Raw genomic sequence first — 22,936 nt, forward strand, 5'->3', positions numbered from 1 at the left:
TTCGGCCCTTATCCTTTGACAGCGCCTGCGATCATACTCTTCTGCACCTGTTTGTTGAGCAGCAAATAGATAATTATCGTTGGGATTGTAGCGATCATGAGTCCCGCTCCAATAATTCCCCATTGCGTAATATAGGTCCCGACCATCGACATCATCCCTACCGTCAAAGTCTGATAGGATTCATTATTGATGAAGGTCGTCGCAAACATTAACTCGTTCCAACAAGCCAGGAATGTAAATATCGCCACCGTCGCTATAGCTGGACTGACCAGCGGCAACATAATCGAAAAAAAGGTTTTGTAAATCCCGCATCCGTCCATCACCGCCGACTCTTCCATTTCGCGGGGCACTCCCTTAAAGAAGCTGCTAAGGATGAACACCGCGAGCGGGATACCAAAGGCGACATAAGGAATAATCAGGGACCAATAGGTATTCAATAAATGCAAGTTCTTCAGAACCATAAACAGCGGTAACAGAGCTGCATGAATCGGGACCATCATCCCGAGGAGGATCAGCGTCATCGTTAAGTTGCTTAACTTCCAATTCATTCTCGAAATGGCATACCCCGTCATTGCGGACAAGATCAATACAAGGATGATGGAAGCGGCAGTTACTAACACGCTGTTAAAAAAATAATTTAATACATGACCGTCCGATAATGCCTTAGCATAGTTGCTCCAGAGGAATTTCTTCGGAAGCCCCACGACATCGCCGCTGAATATTTCACTATTGTCTTTCAGTGAGAAAAATGCCAACCAGATAAGGGGGTAAATTTGTATGATCGTTACAATGATTAAAAACCCTTGCAGTAGTATTTTCCCAATGAAGTTTGGCCTTCTTTGCAACAGCCCTTTTGCAGTACTCACTTTGCTCCCCCCTATTCTGTTTTGAAAAACTTATTAATGATGACTGTAAATATTAAGCATTCCAATATAATAAAGACGGATATCGCACTGCCATAGCCATATCTGTAAGTATCAAATATGGTGGTATACATCAGCGTGCTCGGCACCTCCGTGGTAAATAAAGGCCCTCCGCCAGTCAATACATAAATGAGGTCGAACACTTTAAATGCTCCGATTACCGAGAAGACAAGACACACTTTGAGAATAGGGCGCATTAACGGAATTGTAATGGAAAATGCAGTCCGTATAGGGGAAGCTCCGTCAATTTTAGCCGCTTCAAAAATATCCTGCGAAATCGATTTGGCGCCGGCATACATCAACAACATATGGTAACCCACGTACTGCCAAAGCGTCGGAATAAAAGAAGCGACAAGCGCAGTATCCTTTTGTCCAAGCCAGTCTTGTGCCAAATTTGCAAGACCTATATTCTCGAGCAACCAGTTTAAAAGGCCATAATCCGCATTATAGATTTTGGACCACAGTTGAGCGATTACAACGGTCGAAATCAACACCGGAATGAAATATACCGTACGGTAAAACCCTTCACCCTTGATCGTGGATGCCAGTATAAGGGCAAGTACAAGAGAGATCGGCAACTGAATGAAAATAGACGCTGCCGCAAACAGCATGGAATTTTTGATGGAATTTAGTGCCCGTGTATCCGTGAACATCTCTTTATAATTATCCAGTCCAATAAACGCACCTTTGCCGACGCCATTCCAATCCAATAAACTATAGTAGCTGGAAACGAAGATCGGAACTAATACAATTCCACAGAATATGAGGAGGGTAGGCAGGACAAATATAGCAATAGCCTTCTTGTTGGAAAATACAGAATTCATTATGGTTCTCCTCTCAAAGATGTGGTCAGGGACAGTCCCTGACCACATCTCGTTTGGGTTTATTCAAGGATTAGAGACTTAGTTCCGTCGGTTTAAGCTGTGCCATTTGTTTGCAGAATTCCTCTGGAGTGATATCGTCCGCCAAGAGTTGTGCAATTAGGTTTTTGTGGGTTTCCGCAGATTCGGCCGGAAGAATATTATCCCACCATGCGATAAACGAGGTAGCTGTTTTCATGATGTCTGCAGCAGATTTGTCGAGTTCGGAAAGGCCTGAAGTATCAAGGCCATCAATGTTCCAGCTAGGAAGACCTGCTCCGGCAAGAAAGCCCTGCGTACCAAGTTGCTCGCTTAAATACATAAGGAACTCAACGGCTTCCTTCGGATGCTTTGTGGTGCTGCTGACATAGAAACCATCGACCGCCCCGCCGAAAATTTCAGTGTTCTTCCCTTTACCGTCTTCAAAAACCGGGAAAGGAATTACTTTTACCTTGCCTTTAACGGCCGAGGAGTCATCTTCGATGCCGGCATTCACCCAGTTCGCCTGGAACATCATGGCTCCGTTACCCGCATTAAACGCACCCAGCATTTCATCATAGCTCATGCTGAACATACTGCTGTTGAAGGCGCCTGCCTTTGCCAGCTCCTGCATTTTGGTAGCTGCAGCAATGAAATCCGGCGAATTCCATTTGGATGGATCCTTAAACGCTTCGATGACCGCTTCATTCCCTGCTTGCCGCATGGCAATAATGTCGTACCAGTACATCCCAGGCCACCGGTCTTTCTCTCCAATGAGAGCCGGAGTAATGTTCGCTGCCTTCAATTTCTCTACGGCATCCAGCAATTCTGTATAAGTCGTCGGGATTTGGGCTCCCGCTTTATCGAACAACTCGGTATTCACAAAAAGATTTGCAATGTGGGTGTAAACGGGCAGTGTATAGATTTTCCCATCCACTTCAATGGCTTCCGACATTCCTGGGGCCATTCTCGACTTCACGTCGTCCGTTAAATAGTTGGTGATTTCAAGAACATTTCCGGATTCAATATAAGGCTGCATGAAGCTGCCGCCACCCATACCGTAAAACAGGTCAGGCGCTTCGCTTGCGGCTAATGAGGTCTTGATTTTGGTCTTATACTGTTCGCCGGTTGTGCCTGTGCGTTCAATTTGGATATTTGGATGCTCACTATTCCATTTCTCAATAATTTGCGGCAACAATTTAGCCGATGGATCCGTATTACCAACCGACTGATCCCATAGTGTCAACTTTATGGAACCGCTTCCATCCTTGCCCGAAGATTTCCCACCGGACGAATCCGAGGAGCATGCGGCCAGGCTTCCTGCAATCCCTACCGCCAGAATAATGCTCAATGATTTTTTTAATAACGCTTTCATCTCTTTGACCTCCCTATTTGTGAAATCGCTGCTTCTAGTAGTCATTTTAGGGAAGTACCCTTAATAACTCCATTCAAAATCCGCACATCGTCTTTTAAAATTCGAACATCTCTTTACCCGTCATTTTCCGTTCCGATACTCATTCATAGACCTGCCGGTCGTTTTCTTAAAGAGAACACTGAAATAGTGCGGGTCCGGGATTCCTACCTGTTCACCAACCTCGTATCCTTTTAAATCAGTCGTTTTCAGAAGGTTTTCAGCTCTTTTCATGCGAACATGGGTAAGATACTCCACAAAGGTCTGCCCCGTCTCCTTCTTCATAAGCCGTCCCAAATGGCCTGGACTGATAAAGAATGCGGCAGCGGTACTGGCCAATCCAACCTGGGGATCACTCATATGATTCTCCAGATACTCTTTCACCTGGCTGATCAGGTTGCCTTCTTTGGTTTGGAATTTCGAATGAATCGTTTGGCAAACGTAAAGGACATACCTTTCCAGTATGTTCATCAATTCCGGAAGATTGTCTGCCGTGAGAATCGAGACCAGGGTTTCCGCATTCTGCGCTTGTTCATCTTCGATCTGCTGCTCCATCGCCGCCCGCTGACATTCGGTAATGACATCCATCGCCGCCATCCGGAATTGTGATACACCGGAGAACGAAACATTGAATATTTGCTCAAGAATCTCCGTCGCCCGCTCGGACGAACCGACACTGATGCAGAACTGCAGTTGCTGAAGAAGCTCCGGATTAGACCGATAGTACTCTTCCCGGTTGTCCACGATATCCTCAAAGCAAACTACCTGATTATGTCCGACGAACGCTTTGTAGTGAATTGCACGACAGGCTTCCTGATACCCCAGGTGCGCTTCTTGCATTTTATCGCGTCTTCGCCCGATCCCGATGTTCACCAAGCATTTGTACGATTTGAGCAAAGTGGCCTGAATCGATTCGCAATCGCTGACAAGATGCGTTGTCTGGCTGAATGAAATGATCACCATTTGATTTCGGGTATCTGGAATAATCATCACCCGGGAATCATCCTTATAGAACGTTTCTATCTTGTTCCTGCACTCCATTCCCAACAGAATCAACTGTTCCTCTGTCTGCTTCTCTGATATCGGAGAGATTTCTATCACGGCAATTTGATAGGTACCACCGCTGAAAAACACAGGCAGTTTGAAATACTCCGCCTTTTCATGGATTTCCTCTTTTGAAAGAGCACCTTCTAACCATTGATAGAGGAATTTCTCCCTGAGATACGGGAAATTCCTCTCCAGGTCTTTCTTCAGCCTCTCCAGTTCTTGATTTCGCGTCCGTTCCTCATAAATCTTCTGCGTTAACTTGGCGGTCACATGGAGCAGATCTGAAGCATGAATCGGTTTTAGAATGAAATCCGAAATTCCAATTTTGATACTCTGTTGGGCATACTCAAACTCATCGTGGCCGGTAACGACCACTATTTTGATATCCGGATATTTCTCTAGTACCTTGCCGCTAAACTCAATTCCGTTAATGTACGGCATATAAATGTCTGTGAAAATGATATCGGGTCTAAGCTCATCCACCATATCCATCGCTTCATGTGCATTGGAGGCTTCCCCTACGATTATCAGACCTTGGCTTTCCCAATCAATTCGCATTCTAATCAGATTACGTATCAGATGTTCATCGTCAACGATCAAAACCTTCAATTTTCCCATGATGCATCAACTCCATTCGGTATGATTAGCGTTATAATCGTTCCCTTTCCGGGTTCGCTCTCAATGGTTACACAGTCTTTATCCCCATAAAAAATTCGCAAGCGTTCCATGGTTCCCCACAGTCCAAAGCTCTTGATTTCACCCTTTCTTTCGGTATAGAGAATTTGCGTAATTTCTTCCTCTGACATGCCGACACCGTCATCAGCTATGGATAGGATCACTGCTCCTTCTGAATTTCGTGCGCTGATTCGTATCGTTCCTTTCACACCTTTGGGTCGTATGCCATGATAAAGGCTATTCTCAACCAATGGTTGCAGCACCAGTTTGGGAATCGGGGACTGATAACAGTCTTCGTCTACGTCAAATTGAGCCTCAAAAACATCCTGGTAACGTACATTTTGGATTTTTAAATAGTTTCGAACGATCTCAATTTCTTCACCGACCGTGATTACGTCTTTTCCTTTGCTGACACTCATCCGATAATAGCTTCCCAATGCTTCAATCAGATAACACACCTGATCGTTTAACCCGGACAGCGCCAAGGAAGTAATGGAATCCAGCGTGTTATATAAGAAGTGCGGTTTGATCTGGGATTGCAGTGTACTTAATTCCGCCTTACGAATGGTTCTCTGCTCCTCAATAACGCGCTTCAACAATTGATCGATTTGTTCAATCATCTGATTGTAGCCGTTGTAGAGCTGTTCAAATTCATAACTGTTCAACTCCACATTAACTTTCATAAAGTTGCCGCTCGGGGCCTTGTTCATGGAACGCAAAAGCTTATGGATCGGATTGATAATACTGCGCGAAATGACGAATGAGCTTACAAAGAAGATCGTCCCGTTAATCACCAGCAGGATCAGCGCCAACAGCACGATCGACTTGTTTCGTGACTCAATGGAGTTATGCGGCATGATACTCACGAATTTCCAATGATCCTGTCCGTCCGAAAGATAAGAAACACTATATTTCTGCGAATCCGAGCTCATTGTAAGAACCCCTGAATTTCCTTGCTGAAATTGTTGCTCCAGCGTATCTTTGTTCGTTGTCAGGAGCTCTTTAAAGACTGCATCACTTTGATCTTCCGTGGAATCGGCTACGATAATTTGATTGTTTTCATCCAAAATCGCAATTTCCAATGAATTCTGATCGAGCAAACTGGAATAAGCCTGGACAAATGCATCGTCTTTGATATTAATAACGAGGATTCCGAGGCGGGAGGTATCATCAATGTCCCGGATCAAACGAATGAAGGATACGAAATTATCATCCGTGGTCCCCTTCTGAAAGGTTCCACTGCCGTTTAGTCTCAAGATATACTTCCCTTTATTCTGTACCACTTGCTCATACCAGGGAGCATCCTCTATGTTCGCATCCATAAAAGTCGGCAATTCCTCTGTTCCAACCGAAAACCGATGACCGGAATTATCGAAAATATTGACCGAGTCAATAATAGGAACCGCTTGCATAAGATTATACAAGTAAGCGCTGACCTTAGACTGGGTTTGAAGGTTGGAATACACGTCCCCCTGTCTTAACAGGTTTTGCAGATTATGATCCGAAAATATCATTTTAGAATAGTTATTAACGTTTTCGATCATTAAATCCACGTTGGTCTGTATAGAGGTTATGGTCTGTAATGACGCCTCATTAATTTTCTTCTGCGCTGTATTCGTGGCTATTTGATTCATGACCAGATAGCTGAACCCCACCGTAAATAAGATGACTAAAAAATAGGCGAAGGGTATTTTGAATGCTAGTTTTCTCGGTTTGCCATAAAATATTGATTTTACGCTTCTTGTCATCCGTTCTATCACTTTTCGCTCCTCCGCCACTTATGTCATATTCAATGCCAAATAATTAAATCCCATTATAGCCATAACTCTTAATTTCGGACAATGAGAATTCGACATGAACATGAAGAGCACGGACCGTCGGGTCCGTGCTCTTACGTGTCTTAAACCATATATTCTATCAACTCTATTTTATTTCCTTGCCCGTAAAAAGTGAAACTCTCGCTTTTACCAATTCCGTATATTCCTCCTCCATCTTCTCGGCTCCGACTTTATCCAACTCGGCGAGGAAGTCGTCATAAACCTGGTCGAACTTATCCGCTTTGGCCAAAATCGCCTCCGGAATTCTTTTTTGGATGATATCCTGAGTCTTTTGATAAATGACCTGGTAGTCTCCGTCCGTTGGAACCTGCATGTTGTACAAAGCGCCCCACTCTTTGACAGGAAGCTCATCTTCGCTAGGGAACAGATCCTTCCATGTCGTTGCTTTATAAGCGGCTAATGTCTCTTTTTCAACATCCGAATATTTGGCGATGATTTGCTCCGGAAAATTGGTTGTATAGTAATTGCCTGTGGCATCTTTAACGCCATCCCCGTACCGTGGAGCGAGGGTCGTATACAAATCGATACCCGTTTCTTTGGTAAAAGTGCTGGCATCATTGACTTTTTTGTTGAGAACATCTTCAGGAATGACGCGGGTACCGTTTTCTACGTTATATTGCTTACCCTCGATCCCCCAGTTTCTAAGCACTTGACCCTCATCTGAGGCCAGCCAGTCGAGGAACTTGATCGCACGGACCGGATCCTTACAAGCGGTCGTAATGCTAATGCCGTAACCGTCAACCCCGAAAGATTGCATGGCATGATCCTTGTATTCTTCGCTCAGCGTAACCGGAAAGTGCGCATACGTGTATTCGTATTTGCCCGCAGCTTTCAAGGCATTTTCGGCTTCGCCGTATTCCCAGTCCACCGAAGTTAAGCCCAGCACACGCCCGCTTGCGATTTTCGCCTTATATTGATCTTCCTTTTGCACAAAAGAGTCTTTATCTAGCAATCCATCATTGTACAACTTGTTCAACCAGCGAAAATATTCCCTTTCTACCGGTCGTTTATAGTGAAGCATCGCCTCATAGGTTTCGGGATCTACATGATATTCACCGTCATTCATCCCGCCTGTCGTATTATTGGCCTGATTGGTGACCGTAATTAGCATTTTCCAGCCATCCGCATTCAGCGTAAGCGGAATTGTTGGTTGCCCGTCTGTGGTCGGGTGCTTCTCCGCATATTCTCTTAGCACATTTTCAAAATCATTGATCGTTCTGATTTCCGGATAACCCAGTTCCTTCAATACGCGATGCTGAACTTGAAAGCCATTCGTAGCGTCAAAATATTGCTGGCCCACTCCGATATTGGTCGGGATCGCATAAATGGCCTGGTCTTCATTGCTATATTTCAAACGATTCATATTTTCGCTCATAATCTTCTTGATATTCGGGGCATGCTCCTCGATCAGATCCGTAAGATCTATAATCGCGTCGGCATCCACCAGCTTACCGAGTTCGCCCTTGGCGTAAATGAGATCGGGATAATCGCCGCTTGCCGCCATCAAAGAGATTTTGTCCTGACCGCCGCCACTGCCGACATCAAACTCCGCTTCGAGGGTGACTCCGGTTTTGGCTGTTATTTCCTTGCCCACATCATCTTTCATGTTGTTCCAGCTCGGGTTCGCATCGGCCCCAAAAAAGGTAAATGAGATCGGGCTATTATCGTCTCCACCGGTTGAATTCCCTGGATTCACAGCTTTATCTCCCGAATTGCCGCAGCCTGCCGTAACGAGCAGCATACTTGCCAATAACAGAACTCCAAACTTCTTGTTCAAGCTTCGCATCAAATCATCCTTTCCCCCTGTTTATTTCTCGATACAACCTCAGTGAATACGCTTTCTTTAGTGGCTATAAGCCATTACTCCCAGCGAGTTCGGCCCTGCTTACATTCCTCATTCTATCGCATCATTTATGAGCAAACCTTGATTTTCAAGTCATTCAATAGCATGATATAGACATAAACATAGCCACCACAAGGCGGTGATCATTTTGACGGATGTGTATTTAAACTGGTTTACAAGGGATGAGCATTTCCCTTTTTTCATTCAGTACGGAGGTCATGAGGAAGACACCTTTGATCATAGTCATGTGGACTTCTCCGAATTAGTCATTGTTCTGAACGGACACGCTACCCATATCGTCAATAACGAAGAATCATTTATCAAAAAGGGTAACGTCTTTGTTATTAACGGCAGTACTTCTCATGCTTATAAAGAGCCTCAGGATTTTAAAATTTGCAACATTATGTACAAACCCGAGATGCTGGAATCCGCCGGCCCGGATCTCCGGACGTTAAATGGATTTCAGGCGCTTTTCATTCTGGAGCCGTTTTATCGGAATATCACCACCTATAAAAGCAAATTAAATTTATCGATATCAAGTCTGGAGTATGTTGCGTCCCTCATTTCCTTCATGGTCGGAGAATACGAGGCCAAGCTTCCCGGCCATCAAACCTTGCTCGCTTCGCGCTTTATGGAACTCGTCGTCTATTTGTCCAGACACTATGACAATGGGGAACCCGGCTTGGACAACGGTCTCATCCACCTGGCCAATGCGGTCTCCTATATTGAAGATCACTATCTCGAGCCAATTGCCTTGGAGGACGTTGCAGCAAAATCGAATATTTCCATAAGACACTTAAACCGGATTTTTAAAGCCTATTATCAGACGACCCCGATCGCTTATCTTCAACGGCTTCGGCTGGAAAGAGCCTGCATGCTCTTGAAACAGACCCATCTTTCCGTAACGGACATCTCCTATGCATGCGGATTTAACGACAGTAACTATCTGGCCCGCCAATTCAAAAAGGCTTACGGGATGTCCCCGCAAGCCTACCGAAAGAACCGGTGAAATTAATTCACCGGTTCATAATCAAACCAATCAAAATACGCAGGGGTAGCATGCTCCGATTCACTCACGGCATACATCGCCAAAAACACGCCGGTAAAACCACTCGCTACTTCTGTCGAGAGTAAATGAGTTTCGCCCCATCCTATCTCAACACGCTTCGAGTCCATCGTCCGGAATGACAACTCAAACCTCTCGGGAAGAGCTTTAATTTGAAGCTCTATTATTCCCTCTGGGCAGTCGAGCCTCTCTTCTACTTTCATTGAGCCGACCGACCGGCGAAAAACGACCACTTTCCGTCCTCCGTCGCGCCTTACGGCAAGGTCGTAATGATATTTCTCATTCATATACGCGGTTAACCCCGCCTCTTCCCCATCGTGCAACGGGTCAAATTCCATCGCCGCCCTAATATGGCTGGTGAAATGACAAAGTCGCCGTCCGACAAAAGCCGGGGAACCTATATCGTTCAATGACGTTGAATTGCCATAAAGAACAAGATAACCCGGACGTTCTTCCAACGACCAACAGCTTGAATGAGGATTGCGTAAAAAGGTCCACTCCATTCCCAGCCTGGATTGGTTAAAGTCGTCTCTGACCGGTTTTTCCGGCCAATGAACTTCCGGTAAATTAGGACCCTCCATGAGGGGGTGAATATGTCCGGAGTCCCCAATGATCGGCCATCCGTCCGCCGTCCAGGTTACATTCGCAAGGAAAACTTCTCTTCCCAGATGGTGCCGATATGGATAGGAGACGGGTCTTATTCCCAAGCAAACCGCCCACCAGCTGCCGTCCTGGGCTTGGACCAGATCCGCATGTCCTGTAGCATGTATCTTGCTATCCATGCTCCGGTTTGAAAGAATAGGATTATGGGGACAAGACTCATACGGCCCAAACGGATCACCGCTTCTGGAAATAGTCTCCATATGGCCATATTCGGTACCGCCTTCGGCGATCATCAAATAATACAGACCATTGATTTTGAATAAATGTGGCGCTTCGGGATGTGCCCCGCCCGATCCTGTCCAGATCAAGCGACTCTCGGTCAACATGCTTCCGGTTTCAATATCGATCTCGCATTGATATATACCGCCATTACGTGCAGACTGAAAATACACGCGTCCGTCATCGTCGAACAAAAGGGAAGGATCTATGCCGTCCTGAGCAACCTGAATCGGCTTCGACCAGGGTCCTTCCGGATTCATCGTTTTCACATAGAAGTTCCCGATTCCGCCTACATTGGTGGTCGCCATATAAAACCAGCCCTTATGATAACGGAGGGTCGGAGCATATATGCCCCCGGAACTTCTTATATTCCCAAGCGTCAGCTGGTCTTCGGTCGTTAAACAATGGCCGATCTGCCGCCAATGGACCAGATCCTTGCTATGAAATATAGGCACTCCGGGAAAATATTCAAACGAGCTCGTAACCAAATAATAGTCGTCACCGACCCGGCAAATACTGGGGTCAGGGTGAAAGCCAGGGATCACGGGATTGATAAACTGCATCCATTGCACTCCTGTCTAAATCTATTTTCAATCCCATTATATTTTACGCCATGATATAAAACCTTCACTTTAAAGTCATGCAACTAGCATGATCTAGACATAGGAGCGGACTGCCATTTATCTTCTAAGAGAGGGAGTTGGAAAACTTGAAAAGAATCATAGTTTGCGCTTGCTTAATTGCTGTCTTTCTAATGATTAGCGGATGCGGAATAGGTAAACAAAATGAGGTTCCACCTGTGTCTGAAGTTTCAAATGTGGACCAATCCCCTCCTAACTATGCAGGATTAACAATCGTAAACGATGGAGTAGAATGGGATCCTGGTTTAGAAAGCAGCAAATCTTTTGATGAAACCCTGCTTGAAATGCCTTTTGAGGTTCGGATTCCTGAGGTTCCTTTTCTGATTACCCATCAGGCTGCCGAAGTTGTTCCGGCCTCCTTCCAGATCCTTCGTCTGACTTTTGCAAATGTCGATCAAGGTGAACAACTTATGTTGTCTATCACCAATTCAACGGATAAATCGAAGCCGGAAGGGAAAAAAGGCCCTCCATTGGACAACGGGACACCAACCTGGATTCAAAGCAATCCGAACTTTAGCGGGTTATATTGGAGGGAAGATGGATTGACTTATGCCCTAGCGTCAAGCAAGGTGGAGGATCATGACTTTTATCCTTTGTATGATGTTTCTGAATTAGTTCAGATAGCAAACTCTTTGAAAAGGTGATCCCGACTTTTACCTTTTCAAACCTGTCAGACGAATCTCGTTGAGCTCCTCGGGTGTCATCAAACCGGATTTATAAAGATTCATATATTCCTGAGATACACTTTGGTTAAAGATCAATAAATCGTCGGTATTTAGGGTCACCGGGATTCCATGTTCATATAGCTTACGAATGGGATGGGTGCCATAGCTCTCAGCCACGCCGAGCATAATATTGCTTGTCGGACACACATTCAGTTGAATCTGATTCCGAGATAACCAACTCATGATTTGAGGCGAACTGACTGCCGCAATCCCATGATGGACTTCCTGAAGCTCCAACTCCTCGACGGCCTCCATGACGTGATCGGCGGTGCCAAACTCCCCCACGTGAGCTTTCAGGGTCAGTCCCGCAGCTTTTGCTGCCCTGTAAATAGACTTGAAGCATTCGATAGGCTGGGCAAATTCATCGCCGCAGATATCGATCGACCGGAACCATTGGCAATCCAATACAGCTTCCAGTCGTCCAAGCACTTCTTCTACATGACAGGCTCGATCCAAGGCCAGCTCGGGTAGAAATTTCGTTTGAGGAGCATAACGACGATGAAAATCATCCATGATCCGCGAAAAAGAATCCATCCCTCCCAAATTATCAATCTCATCGAGCCCGAAGCTTAACGCTAATATTTCTATATGGTCTTCTGCGGCCTGCACAAAAGAAGCCTCAATCCGTTTTAAATAACCTTGCATACCGGGGCAATGCCGTTTCACATGTCCATCAAACCAGCTCTGCATGTCGTGTAACGATTGAAAAGGCTCTGTTGGCGGTTGAATGCTAACGTTGGCCCACTCGCTTATATATTTAATATTTCCGCCGCGACCGGCGTGGTTGTGCAAATCGCTCTTTGGTATGGCCTGCAATCCCCTAAGAGATTCACTCATTAAGCTGTCTATAAAATCTTGTTTGATAAAGGATTCCTCAATATGAAGTGACACTCCCAACACCCCCTTCAACGTTTTGCAGTAGAGAACCATCCATATATTACATTAATGAAAACCCACAGCCTTAAGTGCTGTGGGTTTCTTATGAACCGGACATCGGTTAAACAGAGTGTCTCTTTAACCTTCGCCGTTATTATTATCGAATTTCTGTTGTAAGGGGGCAAGAAAAACGTTGTAGATCTCTTGACCCTCGGTTACTCTGGAAACCACATCCACCGTCATCGGTACGCTCTCACCAATGTTTGACTTAAAAGACAACTGCATCCCTTTGATTTCTCCATTTAACTTTATCATAGGCAAGAAGTAAATTTGGTAGAAGATGCGGCTGGAACGAGTGAGCAAGGATTCGAGCTTGGCGCCCTGGAGCCCGTTGATAGTGTAACCCAAGTTTTGTCTAAACGCTGCATTTATACTGACAATACACTGATCTTGATCAATAGAAAGAGAAGCTAAGCGGGTATAGTCCAGCTGCTCAGAGTAGTCCATGAACAGTAATGCGACCTTTTAACTCCAAATATTCCGATATAAGGGAGATCGTCTCCTCCGGATGGCTCATATGCGGGCAGTGCCCAGTAGCATCCATAATTTTAAGCATGCTGTCTTGAATTTTATCATGCATGTAAGCCCCTACTTCGAGAGGTGCAATCGCATCTTCGGAACACTGCAAAATCAAGGAAGGAGCAGAGACACTTGTCAGTTCATTTCTGTGATCGGAAAGAAAGGTGGCTCTGGCGAACCGGCGGGCAATTTCCGGCTCCATGGAGCAGAAGCTGTCTTTCAATTCTCCCGACAAATGAGGACGTTCGCCATTGGCCATAATGATCGGGGCGAAAACTTCAGCCCATTGTACAAAGTTCTGATCCATGATACCCAAAAGTTCCTCAATATCTTCTCTTTCAAATCCTCCGACATAATCAGGTAAATCATTGATATAACAAGGAGAGGCGCCGATGAGAATCAAGTCTTTGAAGTACTCCGGCTTACGGATGGACGCAAGCATGCCGATCGTGGCTCCAACGGAATGGCCTACATAGATCGGATTCTTCAGATCTAGAGCCGCGCAAATTTCCAGCACATCTTCCGCATAGCCATAAAGATCACTGTACTTTACCGGATCATATGCCGAAATATCCGAATTGCCGGCACCGGTGAAATCAAATAAGATCACTTTAAAGTTCTCTTCAAACGCCGGAGAAACAAAGCGCCACATATTCTGATCACAGCCAAAGCCATGTCCAAAAATAAGCGGCTGTTCCCCATTTCCTTTTATCTTTACTTGATTACGCGTCATAATATCCTTGGCCAAATGAGAAACCTCCTTTTCTAGATGTATTATTAAGCCTCTTCCTGTAGGATAAGTATAACATAGATGAAAATCCAGCAACCGGCAGGCAGCATTACTGATATGTCCAGCGTTTGTTGCAGAAGTTTGATGAAAGATTAGGGGCTTGTGGAATGCAAAAACCCAACCTTTTGATGTTGGGTTTTATATTTACCGTATGTATATTAAACAGTTGGGCATGGAGACTAACAATCCGCAACCTCAGAATAAGCAGCTCCCCAATGAAGATCAGCATTAATTCTTTGGCCAATAAACTTACTATCCAAAGACATACACCGCACCGTTTCACTATCCGGTGCGGTGTATTATTGAAGGATAATCATGTTTCAAAAACTACTCGACCCTTAACTTTCTTTTATGACCTTAGAGGCTGAGATACCTCGATCTGTTTTAATAATTTGAAACTCAACTTTCTGGCCTTCAGTTAAAGTTCTATAACCTTCACCAACGATTGAACTAAAATGGACAAAGATTTCTCTGTTATCATAGGTTTTAATAAATCCATACCCACGGGTATCATTAAACCATACTACAGTCCCTTTACTAACTTCCCCATTAGTAAAATCGTCAAATATCGGGACAATCCCTGTTGATTCTGCGACTCTAAGGATGGTGCGAAAACTTGGATGTATCTCCCATGAAAATCCTTTGTCTGGATTTACTGCGGAATTTAACAAGCTGTGATCATCTTCAAAATTATAGTGGTTATACTCATTTTCACTAATATCTTCTCTAGCTGTAATAAACCCCATTCGGAACAAAAAGTGCGCAATATCCATTTCGCTTGGTATTCCCATAATTCCCGCAATTGAAGGCTGAACTTTTGTTGTTATCTCATCGGTAATTAATTTTAATAGTTGCTGGGTTGAATATCTAACTTGTTTCTTAGCAAAGGCATTAATAAAATCTCTAATATTTGGACTTTGATGTTCGTGTTCTCTAACAATATCTGTGATTCTCCTCTTTCCGTAATCATCCAAGTTCTCTGTCAGTTCGTCTATACCAATGCGATTTCTTCTCTTCTTTATAGCAGCCTGTCCTGCAAGTGAACATAAGTGAATAGCCCATCTAGGTCTTCTATTCGATAACGTGTAAATAATAACTGACGGCTTACGGACACCGGTTCCCCAGGGCATTACAGGTTTAAAAACTTCATTCATTAATTGATCGTGATCCTGCGAATCGTTAGAGACATTCTTTAATCTTTGGTATTGTGGGTGAACAGGGTCGTTTGTTAAAATATAGCTCTTAATCCGATTGGCAATAATGTTCTTAACCTCGTTTTCAGACCAGCTAAGATCCATCATATAACCAGGCTGATCAACCTTATCTAGAGACTCGTCTTTGTCAGCAATAACTGACCATACATCAGTTCTAATAGACGCCCTAATGTATAGACCATCAACTTCTTGAATTAGGTATCTACAGGCTGTAAAAAAGCTAGACAATCGTTTTGCTTCTTCTTCTGAGTTTTTAAATGTTGCATCAATATCATCTACGAACAACCATACATTACGCCCCGTCTTCTCCTGGTATCTTTCTAGAAGAGCTATTGCGTTTGACATTTTCGGTTTGTCAAATTCAAGTTTGCTAATTTTTCTTTTCATTCTCTCAATTAAACAACCAATAATATTCTTTTCTCTAAAGCCCTCTAATTCTGAATTTTCTACTAATGTTATAGTATCATCAGTGTATGCAAGCCCAATAGTTTTACCTATTTCAACAGCAATTCTGCTACAAAGAGCAGTTTGCCAGTTATATATCAATTGTTGAACATCATTTGTAATAGGAAAGTTGTTTCTTATAATATCAGATCCCTTTACTTGAATAACTATATCATATGTATTTAGATTTCTTTTTTCATAAGCGACCTTCTTTAATAAAGCAGATTTCCCCATACCCTTTTTAGCTCTTACAATCCACAGTTTATCGTTACTTCTGAAATTAGCATATCCAGGCTTATCTACAAAATATGAATCTAATAAATCAATATCTTCGTCTTCTGCAGCATAATTCCCAAATAACTTATGATCATCCAGTCGAATACTCATTCTAATGCACCTCTTATTCTTCATAGTAATTTAGTATTATAGAATTATAGTACTGTAGAACCAAAACATTATGAACTACCATCATTCACAAAAATAGTTTGTATTCCTAAACTATATATCCTTAGGATTAGGGCTTTACCTATTAAAAATATAAAACACTCCTTAGAAGTTCAGCCTATTTTAGGCTAGTAGTGGAGAGCCATATCGGATCTGCCCTATTGAACCAAATAAAATATAATACTTTAGACTCATATATCTATAATGTTCGCTACCCGTCGTCAATTCCCCTCCTATCCAGGGAATTATTTCCTTATATTAATCATTAACGGATTTAACCATCAATTCTACAGAAATAAGAAAGAGACACCTTCGTCCGGTGTCTCTTCTGATAATCTTTATATCGTCAGGGGATGAATTAATTACTATTTTATTTGCCAAATTTCTTTTAAACGGTTTACAGTATGAACCCATTTGGATGCTCGGGGCTTACAGACTGTATTTTGATTCCCAAAAAAGCCGATTTCTGATGCGGCATTATTCTCAGTCATTGCTTTTAACCAGTTGACTTTCACAATATACTCCGCATTAATACCATCCTCCAAATACTCTTCATGATACTTTGCATTCTTGCTGAGCTTGTATATGCTTTTCTTTTCTCCATCAATATCATTAAAGAAGACTTCATCTGCCTTTTTGGCTGTATCAGCTACAGTCCCCACACCAACATAACCAACCTTCGGAATGTTCACCCATACACGGTCTCCAACAGATAACTGATTTAGTGTACGCGAATACCATTCCCCTCCTCCACCTGATATAAAGCCATACTTTAAAGCATCTATCCAACTTCGGTTATTTTCATCACCAAAAGAAACATAATACTCCCCGTTCCAAGGTTCCTTATCTCTTACAGAGTTTGTTGCGTTTTCTAAAGTTTCCTGCGGATCAATCATCCATGCACGGCTTATAAATTTAGTAGAATTCTCTTCAAAAACAGTAAAAAAGATGACGTTGATTGGAATTAATGAGTCGCTTAAATACTCTACAATTCTTTCCGTACTTGAATCCATTTCAGAAGCAACAATAACGATTTGATGCGAGTTATTAATGCTTTCTTCTTCAAGTTGTATACGAAACTTTTCATAATACTCTTCCTCTAAAGTATTTTGATTTTCATAATATCTTGATACATAATCATCATATATAGTTGATATTTGACTTGGAGATAAGGTTTTGACCCATGAAGCATAGTCGAGACCCTGTGCCACAACTTCCCGATTTGTTTTGTGCTTTTTCAGTTCGATAATGATAATGGAACCATTATTATCGATAGCTAGTAAATCAATGTATGTATTATAGACGGTCATTACTTGTCTACCAATTATAAGCCAATTGTCTTGTAGTATAGCAGGATTTGATTGAATGATTTCTTCGAGTTCGAATTCTGAATCTAAAGTAACCTGCTTTACTTGTCTTACCTCTTCACCAGCAACCTTCCATATGCCATGTTTAATAGCCAGGATACTCACCTCACTTTTGCTTTCCTATTAAATATGTTCGTTCTTTCATACCATAATCCTTCCATACTGTGTGTGAAGATTAGGCTTGATCAATTTTCTAGCAGCAGTTAGCACTGTGCCGAAGCCCGCATCGATTGTTCTTTAAATATGGAATAGCCTTCAAGCTCTAGCTTTTCAAAATAAACAAGCTCAATACTTATGCAGGAAGTCCAATATCGTCGAATCGCCCCTTCTGTAAACAAGAACCTTAGGTGTCCTAAAAAGCCCCCCTCATCCATTCCTATTTGAAACCTACCGCATACCCGCCAGCTTCTCGAGAAAATCCGCCACGATCTCGAGCGACGCCGTATCGAAACTGGCCAACAGTTTCGTCACTTTTTGATCCTTCTCCTCGTGAAATAGCCGATGCAGTCCGGCCAATTCGTCACCCAGCGGGGTCACAGAAAAATAAACTTCCTTCTGATTGTCCGGCAGCTGAGTTTTTCGAATTAGACCCTGATCCAGTAGCTTGCGGGTGATTTTCGAGACAGCACCTTTCGTTATGCCCATATCGCGGGCGATGTCGATCCCTTTAATGCTGTCATGCAAATGAATAACATCCAGCACGTGCAGGCTTGACACGGACAGATGGGGCAGCAGCCCTTTTAGCCTTTCGTCGGAGATCCGCTCCATCAGCCAAAGACGATCCTGGTCCTCCTCGCTTTCGCTAATGAGAATCCGGTACATTGAATTTTCGATGCGGTTTTTGAGCTCGAGCATATTATCGTTCTTATATGGCATAAGGCAGGCCTACCTTTTTTCTTTTTATTATAACATGGTTTCCTAAGAAACCATTTGACGTGATATCCTTTTCTTGTTAATATGGTTTCCAAGGAAACCATACAGCGAAAAGAGTCTTGCTGCGGCTTCTGTGAAAACCATGAATATGGAGGGAAACAAAATGAATGAGGTTTTACAAGTAATCCGCCAGCATCGCTCTATCCGCAAGTTTAAAAATATCCCGTTGACCGGCGAACAGATCGAAGCCATTGTCGATGCGGCGCAAATGGCGCCGACCTCGGCACATTTGCAGCCGTTCTCGATGATCGGCATCACAGATCGGGAACTGCGGAAGAAGATCGCGCTGCATTCGAATAATCCGTGGATTGAGGAGTGCGGGTACTTTTACATTTTTTGTACCGACCTTAACCGTTTGATGCTGGCCGCCAGCCCCGACCAACAGGAAAAAATGAGATCCAACCTGGGGTATTCGTATTTTTATCAAACCGCCGTGCTCAGTGCCGCTCTTGCCCTGCAAAATGCCAACTTGGCGGCCGAATCGATGGGACTCGGAGCCGTGATCATCGGCGGGATTAACGATGCCCTGCCCGCGTTGGACGAATGGCTTGATCTACCGGACTTCGTCATTCCTTTGGCCGGTCTTGCGGTAGGTGTTCCCGACGAGCTCCCCGAGCAGAAGCCGCGGCTGCCTCAGTCCGCCGTATTTTTCGAGAACCGGTATAATCGCGATCTTAAATCACAGGTCGAACAATATGATCGGGAAGTCGAGGATTATTACGGCGCACGAACCAATAACAAGCGGAAGGTAAGCTGGTCCGGAAAATTCATATCCATGCTAGAGAAGGATTTACCGCTCAGCGGATATACGGAATACGTGAATAGCAAAGGGTTTGATTTGAAGTAGCCAGCAAAAAAAATCCACAACCTCATAGGTTGTGGATTGTAATGTATGGAGGTGAACCTACTACATTGGAAAAGAAGAATGATGCCGAGTTTGAGTAACCAGTCTTGCGACCTCTTCCGCCGTACCGCAGCTCAAAGCTTCAAGCGCGAGAGTGCGCATCTCTTCGGCAGACAGCTTAGAAATTTGGCTACGCGCCGCCAGAATGGAACTGGCACTCATGCTGAATTCATCCAGACCTAGTCCGATCAGCAACGGGATCGCCGTCTCATCTCCCGCCATCTCTCCGCACATGCCCACCCACTTGCCTTCGGCATGGGCGGAGTCGATGACCCTTTTCACAAGCCGAAGAATCGCTGGATTGTAGGGCTGGTACAGATAGGAGACTCGCTCGTTCATACGGTCGGCTGCCATCGTGTACTGAATCAGATCGTTGGTCCCGATACTGAAGAAATCCACTTCCTTGGCGAAGAGATCCGCTAAAACAGCGGTCGAGGGAATTTCCACCATGATGCCCAACTGAATCTCGTTCGAAACCTGGATTCCCTCGGCCGCCAGCTTTGCCTTCTCCTCTAGCAGAATATTCTTAGCTTCGCGGAATTCGTCCAGCGTAGCGATCATCGGAAACATGATTCGCAGGTTACCATATACACTGGCGCGAAGCAGAGCACGCAGCTGTGTTCGGAAGATGTCCTGGCGTTCCAGACAGAGACGCACAGCCCGGAGGCCCAGGAACGGGTTCATCTCCTTCGGAAGTTCCAGATACGGGAGCTCCTTATCCCCGCCGATATCTAAGGTACGGACCACGACCGGCTTGCCTTCCATCCGTTCCAGGACGGTCTTGTAGGCGCCAAACTGTTCCTGCTCCGAAGGCATGCTGTCCCGGCCCATGTACAGAAATTCCGCCCGGTACAAGCCTACGGCCTCTCCCCCGTTTTCCAGTACTCCCGCGACGTCCGCCGGCGTTCCGATATTGACCGCCAGTTCCACATGAAGCCCGTCCATCGTAACGGTTGGCACATGCCGAAGCTTGGCATATTCCGCCCTTTGGGCTTCATACTGCTCCTTCTTCGCCCGATACTCAGCAATCGTTGCTTCATCGGGATTCAGCAGCACCGAGCCATCCATACCGTCCAGGATGAGCAAATCCCCATCCTTCACCTGATGCAGGATTTCCTTGGTACCCACCACGGCCGGGATCTCCAGAGATCGGGCCATAATAGCCGAATGGGATGTTCTGCCGCCGATGTTGGTAGCGAATCCTTTGACGAAGCTGCGATTCAATTGAGCGGTCTCCGAAGGGGTCAAATCCTCCGCGACCAGGATAACCTCCTCGTTAATGGCCGCCAAATCCTGTACTTTCACCTTCAAAAGATGAGCCAGCACCCGCTTCGTCACGTCCCGCATGTCCGCGGCGCGTTCCCGCAGGTAAGCGCTCTTCATGTTTTCGAACATGGAGATGAAGCCCGATGTCACCTCTTGCAGCGCGTATTCCGCGTTGAGGGATTCCGTACGGATCTTATCCTCGACGGGACCAAGCAGTTCCGGGTCGTTCAGCACCAGCAGGTGCGCCTCGAAGATCTCCGCCTTCTCTTCTCCGAGCTGCTCCAAGGTCCGCTGCTTCAACTTCCTTACCTCTGCTTCAGACAAGACCAGTGCTTCCCGCAGTCTTGTTACCTCTACCTCCGGGTCCTCAACGGTTCGCTTCTCCGTGACAAGCTCGGCCGCTTCCAGCACCAAAGCTTTAGCAATAGCAATGCCCGCCGCCGCTCCGATCCCCTTGATCTTAACCATGAACAATTCCTAGCCCTTCCTTAGTGAACACTTCGTCCAATGCCTTTAGCGCCTCGGATGCATCTTCTCCTTCCACGGAGATCGTGAGCAGGTCACCGGGCTCCAGCCCCAGAGAAAGCACCCCCAGGATGGACTTCATTGTGACCTTACGACCGTTAGCTTCCGCAAACACCTCGGATTTGAACTTATTTACCGTATTAATCAGAGCGGTAGCCGGACGAGCATGTATCCCGTCTTCGTCAGTAATCTTGTAGGTTTTTAGCATGGAACCTCACTCCTATCCTATTATCTCTATGGAATCTATCTAGATTTCCGCGCCATTGGTGGCAATGACCTGTTTGTACCAATGAAAACTGTCCTTACGGATACGCTCTCCGCTTCCTTGGCCTTCATCGTCCAGATCCACGTATATAAAACCGTACCGCTTGGACATTTGCTGTGAAGAACAGCTGACAATATCGATCGGCCCCCAAGCACAGTAGGCAATCACATCAGCGCCGTCATAAATCGCGCGGCCCACCTGCTCGATATGACTTCCCAGATAGGAGATCCGGTAATCATCATGAACCGTACCGTCTTCGAGCTTGTCATACATTCCGAATCCATTTTCCGCAATGATGATCGGTTTTTGATAGCGATCCCAGTACTGGGAAAGGGTATTGTACAAGCCTTGCGGGTCCACATTCCAGCCCCAAGGGTTTGCTTCCAAATGGGGATTTACGGTAGTAGAATCGGGCTTGTTCACATTTTTTGTCGAATCAACCATTTGAGAGAAATAGTAGGAAATCGCCATGTAATCCATGGTATTCTCTCTCAATAGTTGCTTCTCTTCTTCCGTAATTTCCAAATGGTAATTGTTTTCCCGGAAGTAATTCAGCGCATATTTCGGATACTCGCCGCGAAGTTGAACATCCGTAAACAGGTACTGCATCCGGTTATGCTGCATCGCCAAAATCACGTCATCGGGCCGGCAGGAATTAGGATACACCGTTCCGTCGGCAATCATCGTCCCGATTTGCAGGTCATAATTCAACGTCTTGGCATACTTTTGAATCAAGGCCGAGGCCACCATTTGGTTATGAACGGCTTGATACTCCGCTTCTTCAATCGGATCATACTGATCTTTGCAAATTCCCAAGGACAAGAACGGTTCGATCTGGATCATGTTGATTTGATTAATGACGATCCAATACTTCACCCGATCGCCAAAGCGGTCCAATAGCACTTTGCCGTAGCGTTCAAACATCTCGATTACAGCTTTATTCTTCCACCCGCCGTATTCCAACGTGAGGTGAACCGGTGTCTCATAATGCAGCATGGTGATGATCGGCTCAATGCCGAGCGACTTCATTTTATCGATCATCTTGTCATAATGCTTCAGAGCCAACTCATTAGGCTCGGTTTCATCCCCTTTAGGAAATACTCTCGACCAATCGATGGATGTTCTAAAGGTTTTAAATCCCATCTCCGCCAACAGCTCTAAATCGCTTTCAAAAGTGTTGTAGAAGTCGATTCCGAAGCGCTTTGGATAATAATGCACAGTATCTTCAAGGTTCTTCTTCACTTGATCCAGCGTCATTCCCTGCTTTTCCAACTGCTGAATCTCCATATTCGATAAACCCTTCAGGTAGGGCTGAACGTCGGACGAATTGGGCAGCTTGCCCTCCTCCGTGTATGCACCATCAGCCTGGCTGGCCGCGATTGCCCCACCCCATAGGAAGTCTTTTGGAAAATCCGAATAGTTATTTTTACGCATGGTTT

At 44.9% G+C, this 22,936-nt stretch carries 19 protein-coding genes and 1 pseudogene; 3 read left to right on the plus strand and 17 right to left on the minus strand.

The annotated features are described in order from the left end of the window. Window positions 1-8: 8 nt before the first annotated feature. The 6 genes from KB559_RS13760 to KB559_RS13785 form a co-directional block, all read right to left on the minus strand. Window positions 9-866, minus strand: a complete 858-nt coding sequence (locus KB559_RS13760) for a carbohydrate ABC transporter permease (RefSeq protein WP_211022498.1) — start codon at window positions 864-866, stop codon at window positions 9-11. Between the two features lie 11 nt (window positions 867-877). After that, the gene (locus tag KB559_RS13765; RefSeq protein WP_211022499.1) at window positions 878-1,747 is read right to left on the minus strand and encodes a carbohydrate ABC transporter permease; all 870 of its coding nucleotides are present in this window, start codon (window positions 1,745-1,747) and stop codon (window positions 878-880) included. A 70-nt stretch (window positions 1,748-1,817) separates the two neighbouring features. Then, on the minus strand, window positions 1,818-3,137 hold the full coding sequence (locus KB559_RS13770) for an extracellular solute-binding protein (protein ID WP_211022500.1): 1,320 nt from the start codon (window positions 3,135-3,137) through the stop codon (window positions 1,818-1,820). A 120-nt stretch (window positions 3,138-3,257) separates the two neighbouring features. Beyond that, window positions 3,258-4,838 carry a response regulator gene (locus KB559_RS13775; RefSeq protein WP_211022501.1) on the minus strand — a complete coding sequence of 527 codons (1,581 nt, stop codon included), beginning with the start codon at window positions 4,836-4,838 and terminating at the stop codon, window positions 3,258-3,260. Beyond that, on the minus strand, window positions 4,826-6,529 hold the full coding sequence (locus KB559_RS13780; RefSeq protein ID WP_247681795.1) for a sensor histidine kinase: 1,704 nt from the start codon (window positions 6,527-6,529) through the stop codon (window positions 4,826-4,828). Before KB559_RS13780 ends, KB559_RS13775 begins: the two co-directional genes overlap by 13 nt. A gap of 289 nt (window positions 6,530-6,818) precedes the next feature. Continuing rightward, complete coding sequence (locus KB559_RS13785) at window positions 6,819-8,519, minus strand: ABC transporter substrate-binding protein (RefSeq protein ID WP_211022552.1); 1,701 nt, start codon at window positions 8,517-8,519, stop codon at window positions 6,819-6,821. Window positions 8,520-8,724: 205 nt separating this feature from the next. On the opposite strand from KB559_RS13785, the gene KB559_RS13790 reads away from it, so the two are divergent. Continuing rightward, complete coding sequence (locus tag KB559_RS13790) at window positions 8,725-9,585, plus strand: helix-turn-helix domain-containing protein (RefSeq protein WP_211022502.1); 861 nt, start codon at window positions 8,725-8,727, stop codon at window positions 9,583-9,585. 2 nt (window positions 9,586-9,587) lie between these two features. Here KB559_RS13790 and KB559_RS13795 read toward each other — a convergent pair whose 3' ends face one another. Continuing rightward, the gene (locus KB559_RS13795; RefSeq protein WP_211022503.1) at window positions 9,588-11,087 is read right to left on the minus strand and encodes a glycoside hydrolase family 43 protein; all 1,500 of its coding nucleotides are present in this window, start codon (window positions 11,085-11,087) and stop codon (window positions 9,588-9,590) included. A gap of 146 nt (window positions 11,088-11,233) precedes the next feature. Between KB559_RS13795 and KB559_RS13800 the strand changes: the two genes are divergently transcribed. Beyond that, on the plus strand, window positions 11,234-11,809 hold the full coding sequence (locus KB559_RS13800; RefSeq protein ID WP_211022504.1) for a hypothetical protein: 576 nt from the start codon (window positions 11,234-11,236) through the stop codon (window positions 11,807-11,809). Between the two features lie 9 nt (window positions 11,810-11,818). Here the strand turns inward: KB559_RS13800 and KB559_RS25475 are convergent, their stop codons facing one another. The 7 genes and pseudogenes from KB559_RS25475 to KB559_RS13830 form a co-directional block, all read right to left on the minus strand. Next, window positions 11,819-12,781 carry an amidohydrolase family protein gene (locus tag KB559_RS25475; RefSeq protein ID WP_211022505.1) on the minus strand — a complete coding sequence of 321 codons (963 nt, stop codon included), beginning with the start codon at window positions 12,779-12,781 and terminating at the stop codon, window positions 11,819-11,821. 123 nt (window positions 12,782-12,904) lie between these two features. Further along, window positions 12,905-13,273, minus strand: a complete 369-nt coding sequence (locus KB559_RS13810) for a PAS domain S-box protein (RefSeq protein WP_211022506.1) — start codon at window positions 13,271-13,273, stop codon at window positions 12,905-12,907. Then, window positions 13,260-14,093 (minus strand): alpha/beta fold hydrolase, encoded by an 834-nt coding sequence (locus KB559_RS13815; RefSeq protein ID WP_211022507.1) that lies wholly within the window; start codon window positions 14,091-14,093, stop codon window positions 13,260-13,262. Before KB559_RS13815 ends, KB559_RS13810 begins: the two co-directional genes overlap by 14 nt. Window positions 14,094-14,473: 380 nt before the next feature. Continuing rightward, window positions 14,474-14,704 (minus strand): cold-shock protein, encoded by a 231-nt coding sequence (locus tag KB559_RS25175; protein ID WP_348772922.1) that lies wholly within the window; start codon window positions 14,702-14,704, stop codon window positions 14,474-14,476. Window positions 14,705-14,749: 45 nt separating this feature from the next. Beyond that, window positions 14,750-16,204: pseudogene (locus KB559_RS25590) on the minus strand (P-loop ATPase, Sll1717 family); the annotation flags it as partial. A 398-nt stretch (window positions 16,205-16,602) separates the two neighbouring features. Beyond that, a complete protein-coding gene (locus KB559_RS13825) occupies window positions 16,603-17,709 on the minus strand; it encodes an endonuclease NucS domain-containing protein (protein ID WP_211022508.1) in 1,107 nt (368 codons plus the stop codon). Between the two features lie 282 nt (window positions 17,710-17,991). Beyond that, complete coding sequence (locus tag KB559_RS13830) at window positions 17,992-18,480, minus strand: MarR family transcriptional regulator (RefSeq protein ID WP_211022509.1); 489 nt, start codon at window positions 18,478-18,480, stop codon at window positions 17,992-17,994. Window positions 18,481-18,640: 160 nt separating this feature from the next. Between KB559_RS13830 and KB559_RS13835 the strand changes: the two genes are divergently transcribed. After that, complete coding sequence (locus KB559_RS13835; RefSeq protein WP_211022510.1) at window positions 18,641-19,384, plus strand: NADPH-dependent oxidoreductase; 744 nt, start codon at window positions 18,641-18,643, stop codon at window positions 19,382-19,384. A 60-nt stretch (window positions 19,385-19,444) separates the two neighbouring features. Here the strand turns inward: KB559_RS13835 and ptsP are convergent, their stop codons facing one another. Genes ptsP through KB559_RS13850 form a run of 3 tightly spaced genes read right to left on the minus strand, consistent with a single transcriptional unit; the run spans window position 19,445 to window position 22,931 of the window. Further along, entirely contained in the window at window positions 19,445-21,175 is a 1,731-nt protein-coding gene (gene ptsP, locus KB559_RS13840; RefSeq protein WP_211022511.1) for a phosphoenolpyruvate--protein phosphotransferase, read from the minus strand. After that, a complete protein-coding gene (locus KB559_RS13845) occupies window positions 21,168-21,440 on the minus strand; it encodes an HPr family phosphocarrier protein (RefSeq protein ID WP_211022512.1) in 273 nt (90 codons plus the stop codon). Before KB559_RS13845 ends, ptsP begins: the two co-directional genes overlap by 8 nt. A 39-nt stretch (window positions 21,441-21,479) precedes the next feature. Then, window positions 21,480-22,931: a glycoside hydrolase family 1 protein gene (locus KB559_RS13850; RefSeq protein WP_211022513.1), complete on the minus strand. Its 1,452-nt coding sequence runs from the start codon at window positions 22,929-22,931 to the stop codon at window positions 21,480-21,482. Between the last annotated feature and the right edge of the window lie 5 nt (window positions 22,932-22,936).

Source organism: Paenibacillus sp. Marseille-P2973, assembly GCF_018101095.1.
GTDB classification, from domain to species: domain Bacteria; phylum Bacillota; class Bacilli; order Paenibacillales; family Paenibacillaceae; genus Fontibacillus; species Fontibacillus vini.

Excerpts from the sequence above, each read along its gene's own strand:
- KB559_RS13765 (WP_211022499.1), bottom strand. The coding sequence starts at position 1,747 with ATGAATTCTGTATTTTCCAACAAGAAGGCTATTGCTATATTTGTCCTG.
- KB559_RS13770 (WP_211022500.1), bottom strand. The coding sequence starts at position 3,137 with ATGAAAGCGTTATTAAAAAAATCATTGAGCATTATTCTGGCGGTAGGG.
- KB559_RS13775 (WP_211022501.1), bottom strand. The coding sequence starts at position 4,838 with ATGGGAAAATTGAAGGTTTTGATCGTTGACGATGAACATCTGATACGT.
- KB559_RS13780 (WP_247681795.1), bottom strand. The coding sequence starts at position 6,529 with ATGAATCAAATAGCCACGAATACAGCGCAGAAGAAAATTAATGAGGCG.
- KB559_RS13785 (WP_211022552.1), bottom strand. The coding sequence starts at position 8,519 with ATGCGAAGCTTGAACAAGAAGTTTGGAGTTCTGTTATTGGCAAGTATG.
- KB559_RS13795 (WP_211022503.1), bottom strand. The coding sequence starts at position 11,087 with ATGCAGTTTATCAATCCCGTGATCCCTGGCTTTCACCCTGACCCCAGT.
- KB559_RS13810 (WP_211022506.1), bottom strand. The coding sequence starts at position 13,273 with ATGGACTACTCTGAGCAGCTGGACTATACCCGCTTAGCTTCTCTTTCT.
- KB559_RS13830 (WP_211022509.1), bottom strand. The coding sequence starts at position 18,480 with ATGCCATATAAGAACGATAATATGCTCGAGCTCAAAAACCGCATCGAA.
- KB559_RS13835 (WP_211022510.1), top strand. The coding sequence starts at position 18,641 with ATGAATGAGGTTTTACAAGTAATCCGCCAGCATCGCTCTATCCGCAAG.
- ptsP (WP_211022511.1), bottom strand. The coding sequence starts at position 21,175 with ATGGTTAAGATCAAGGGGATCGGAGCGGCGGCGGGCATTGCTATTGCT.
- KB559_RS13845 (WP_211022512.1), bottom strand. The coding sequence starts at position 21,440 with ATGCTAAAAACCTACAAGATTACTGACGAAGACGGGATACATGCTCGT.
- KB559_RS13850 (WP_211022513.1), bottom strand. The coding sequence starts at position 22,931 with ATGCGTAAAAATAACTATTCGGATTTTCCAAAAGACTTCCTATGGGGT.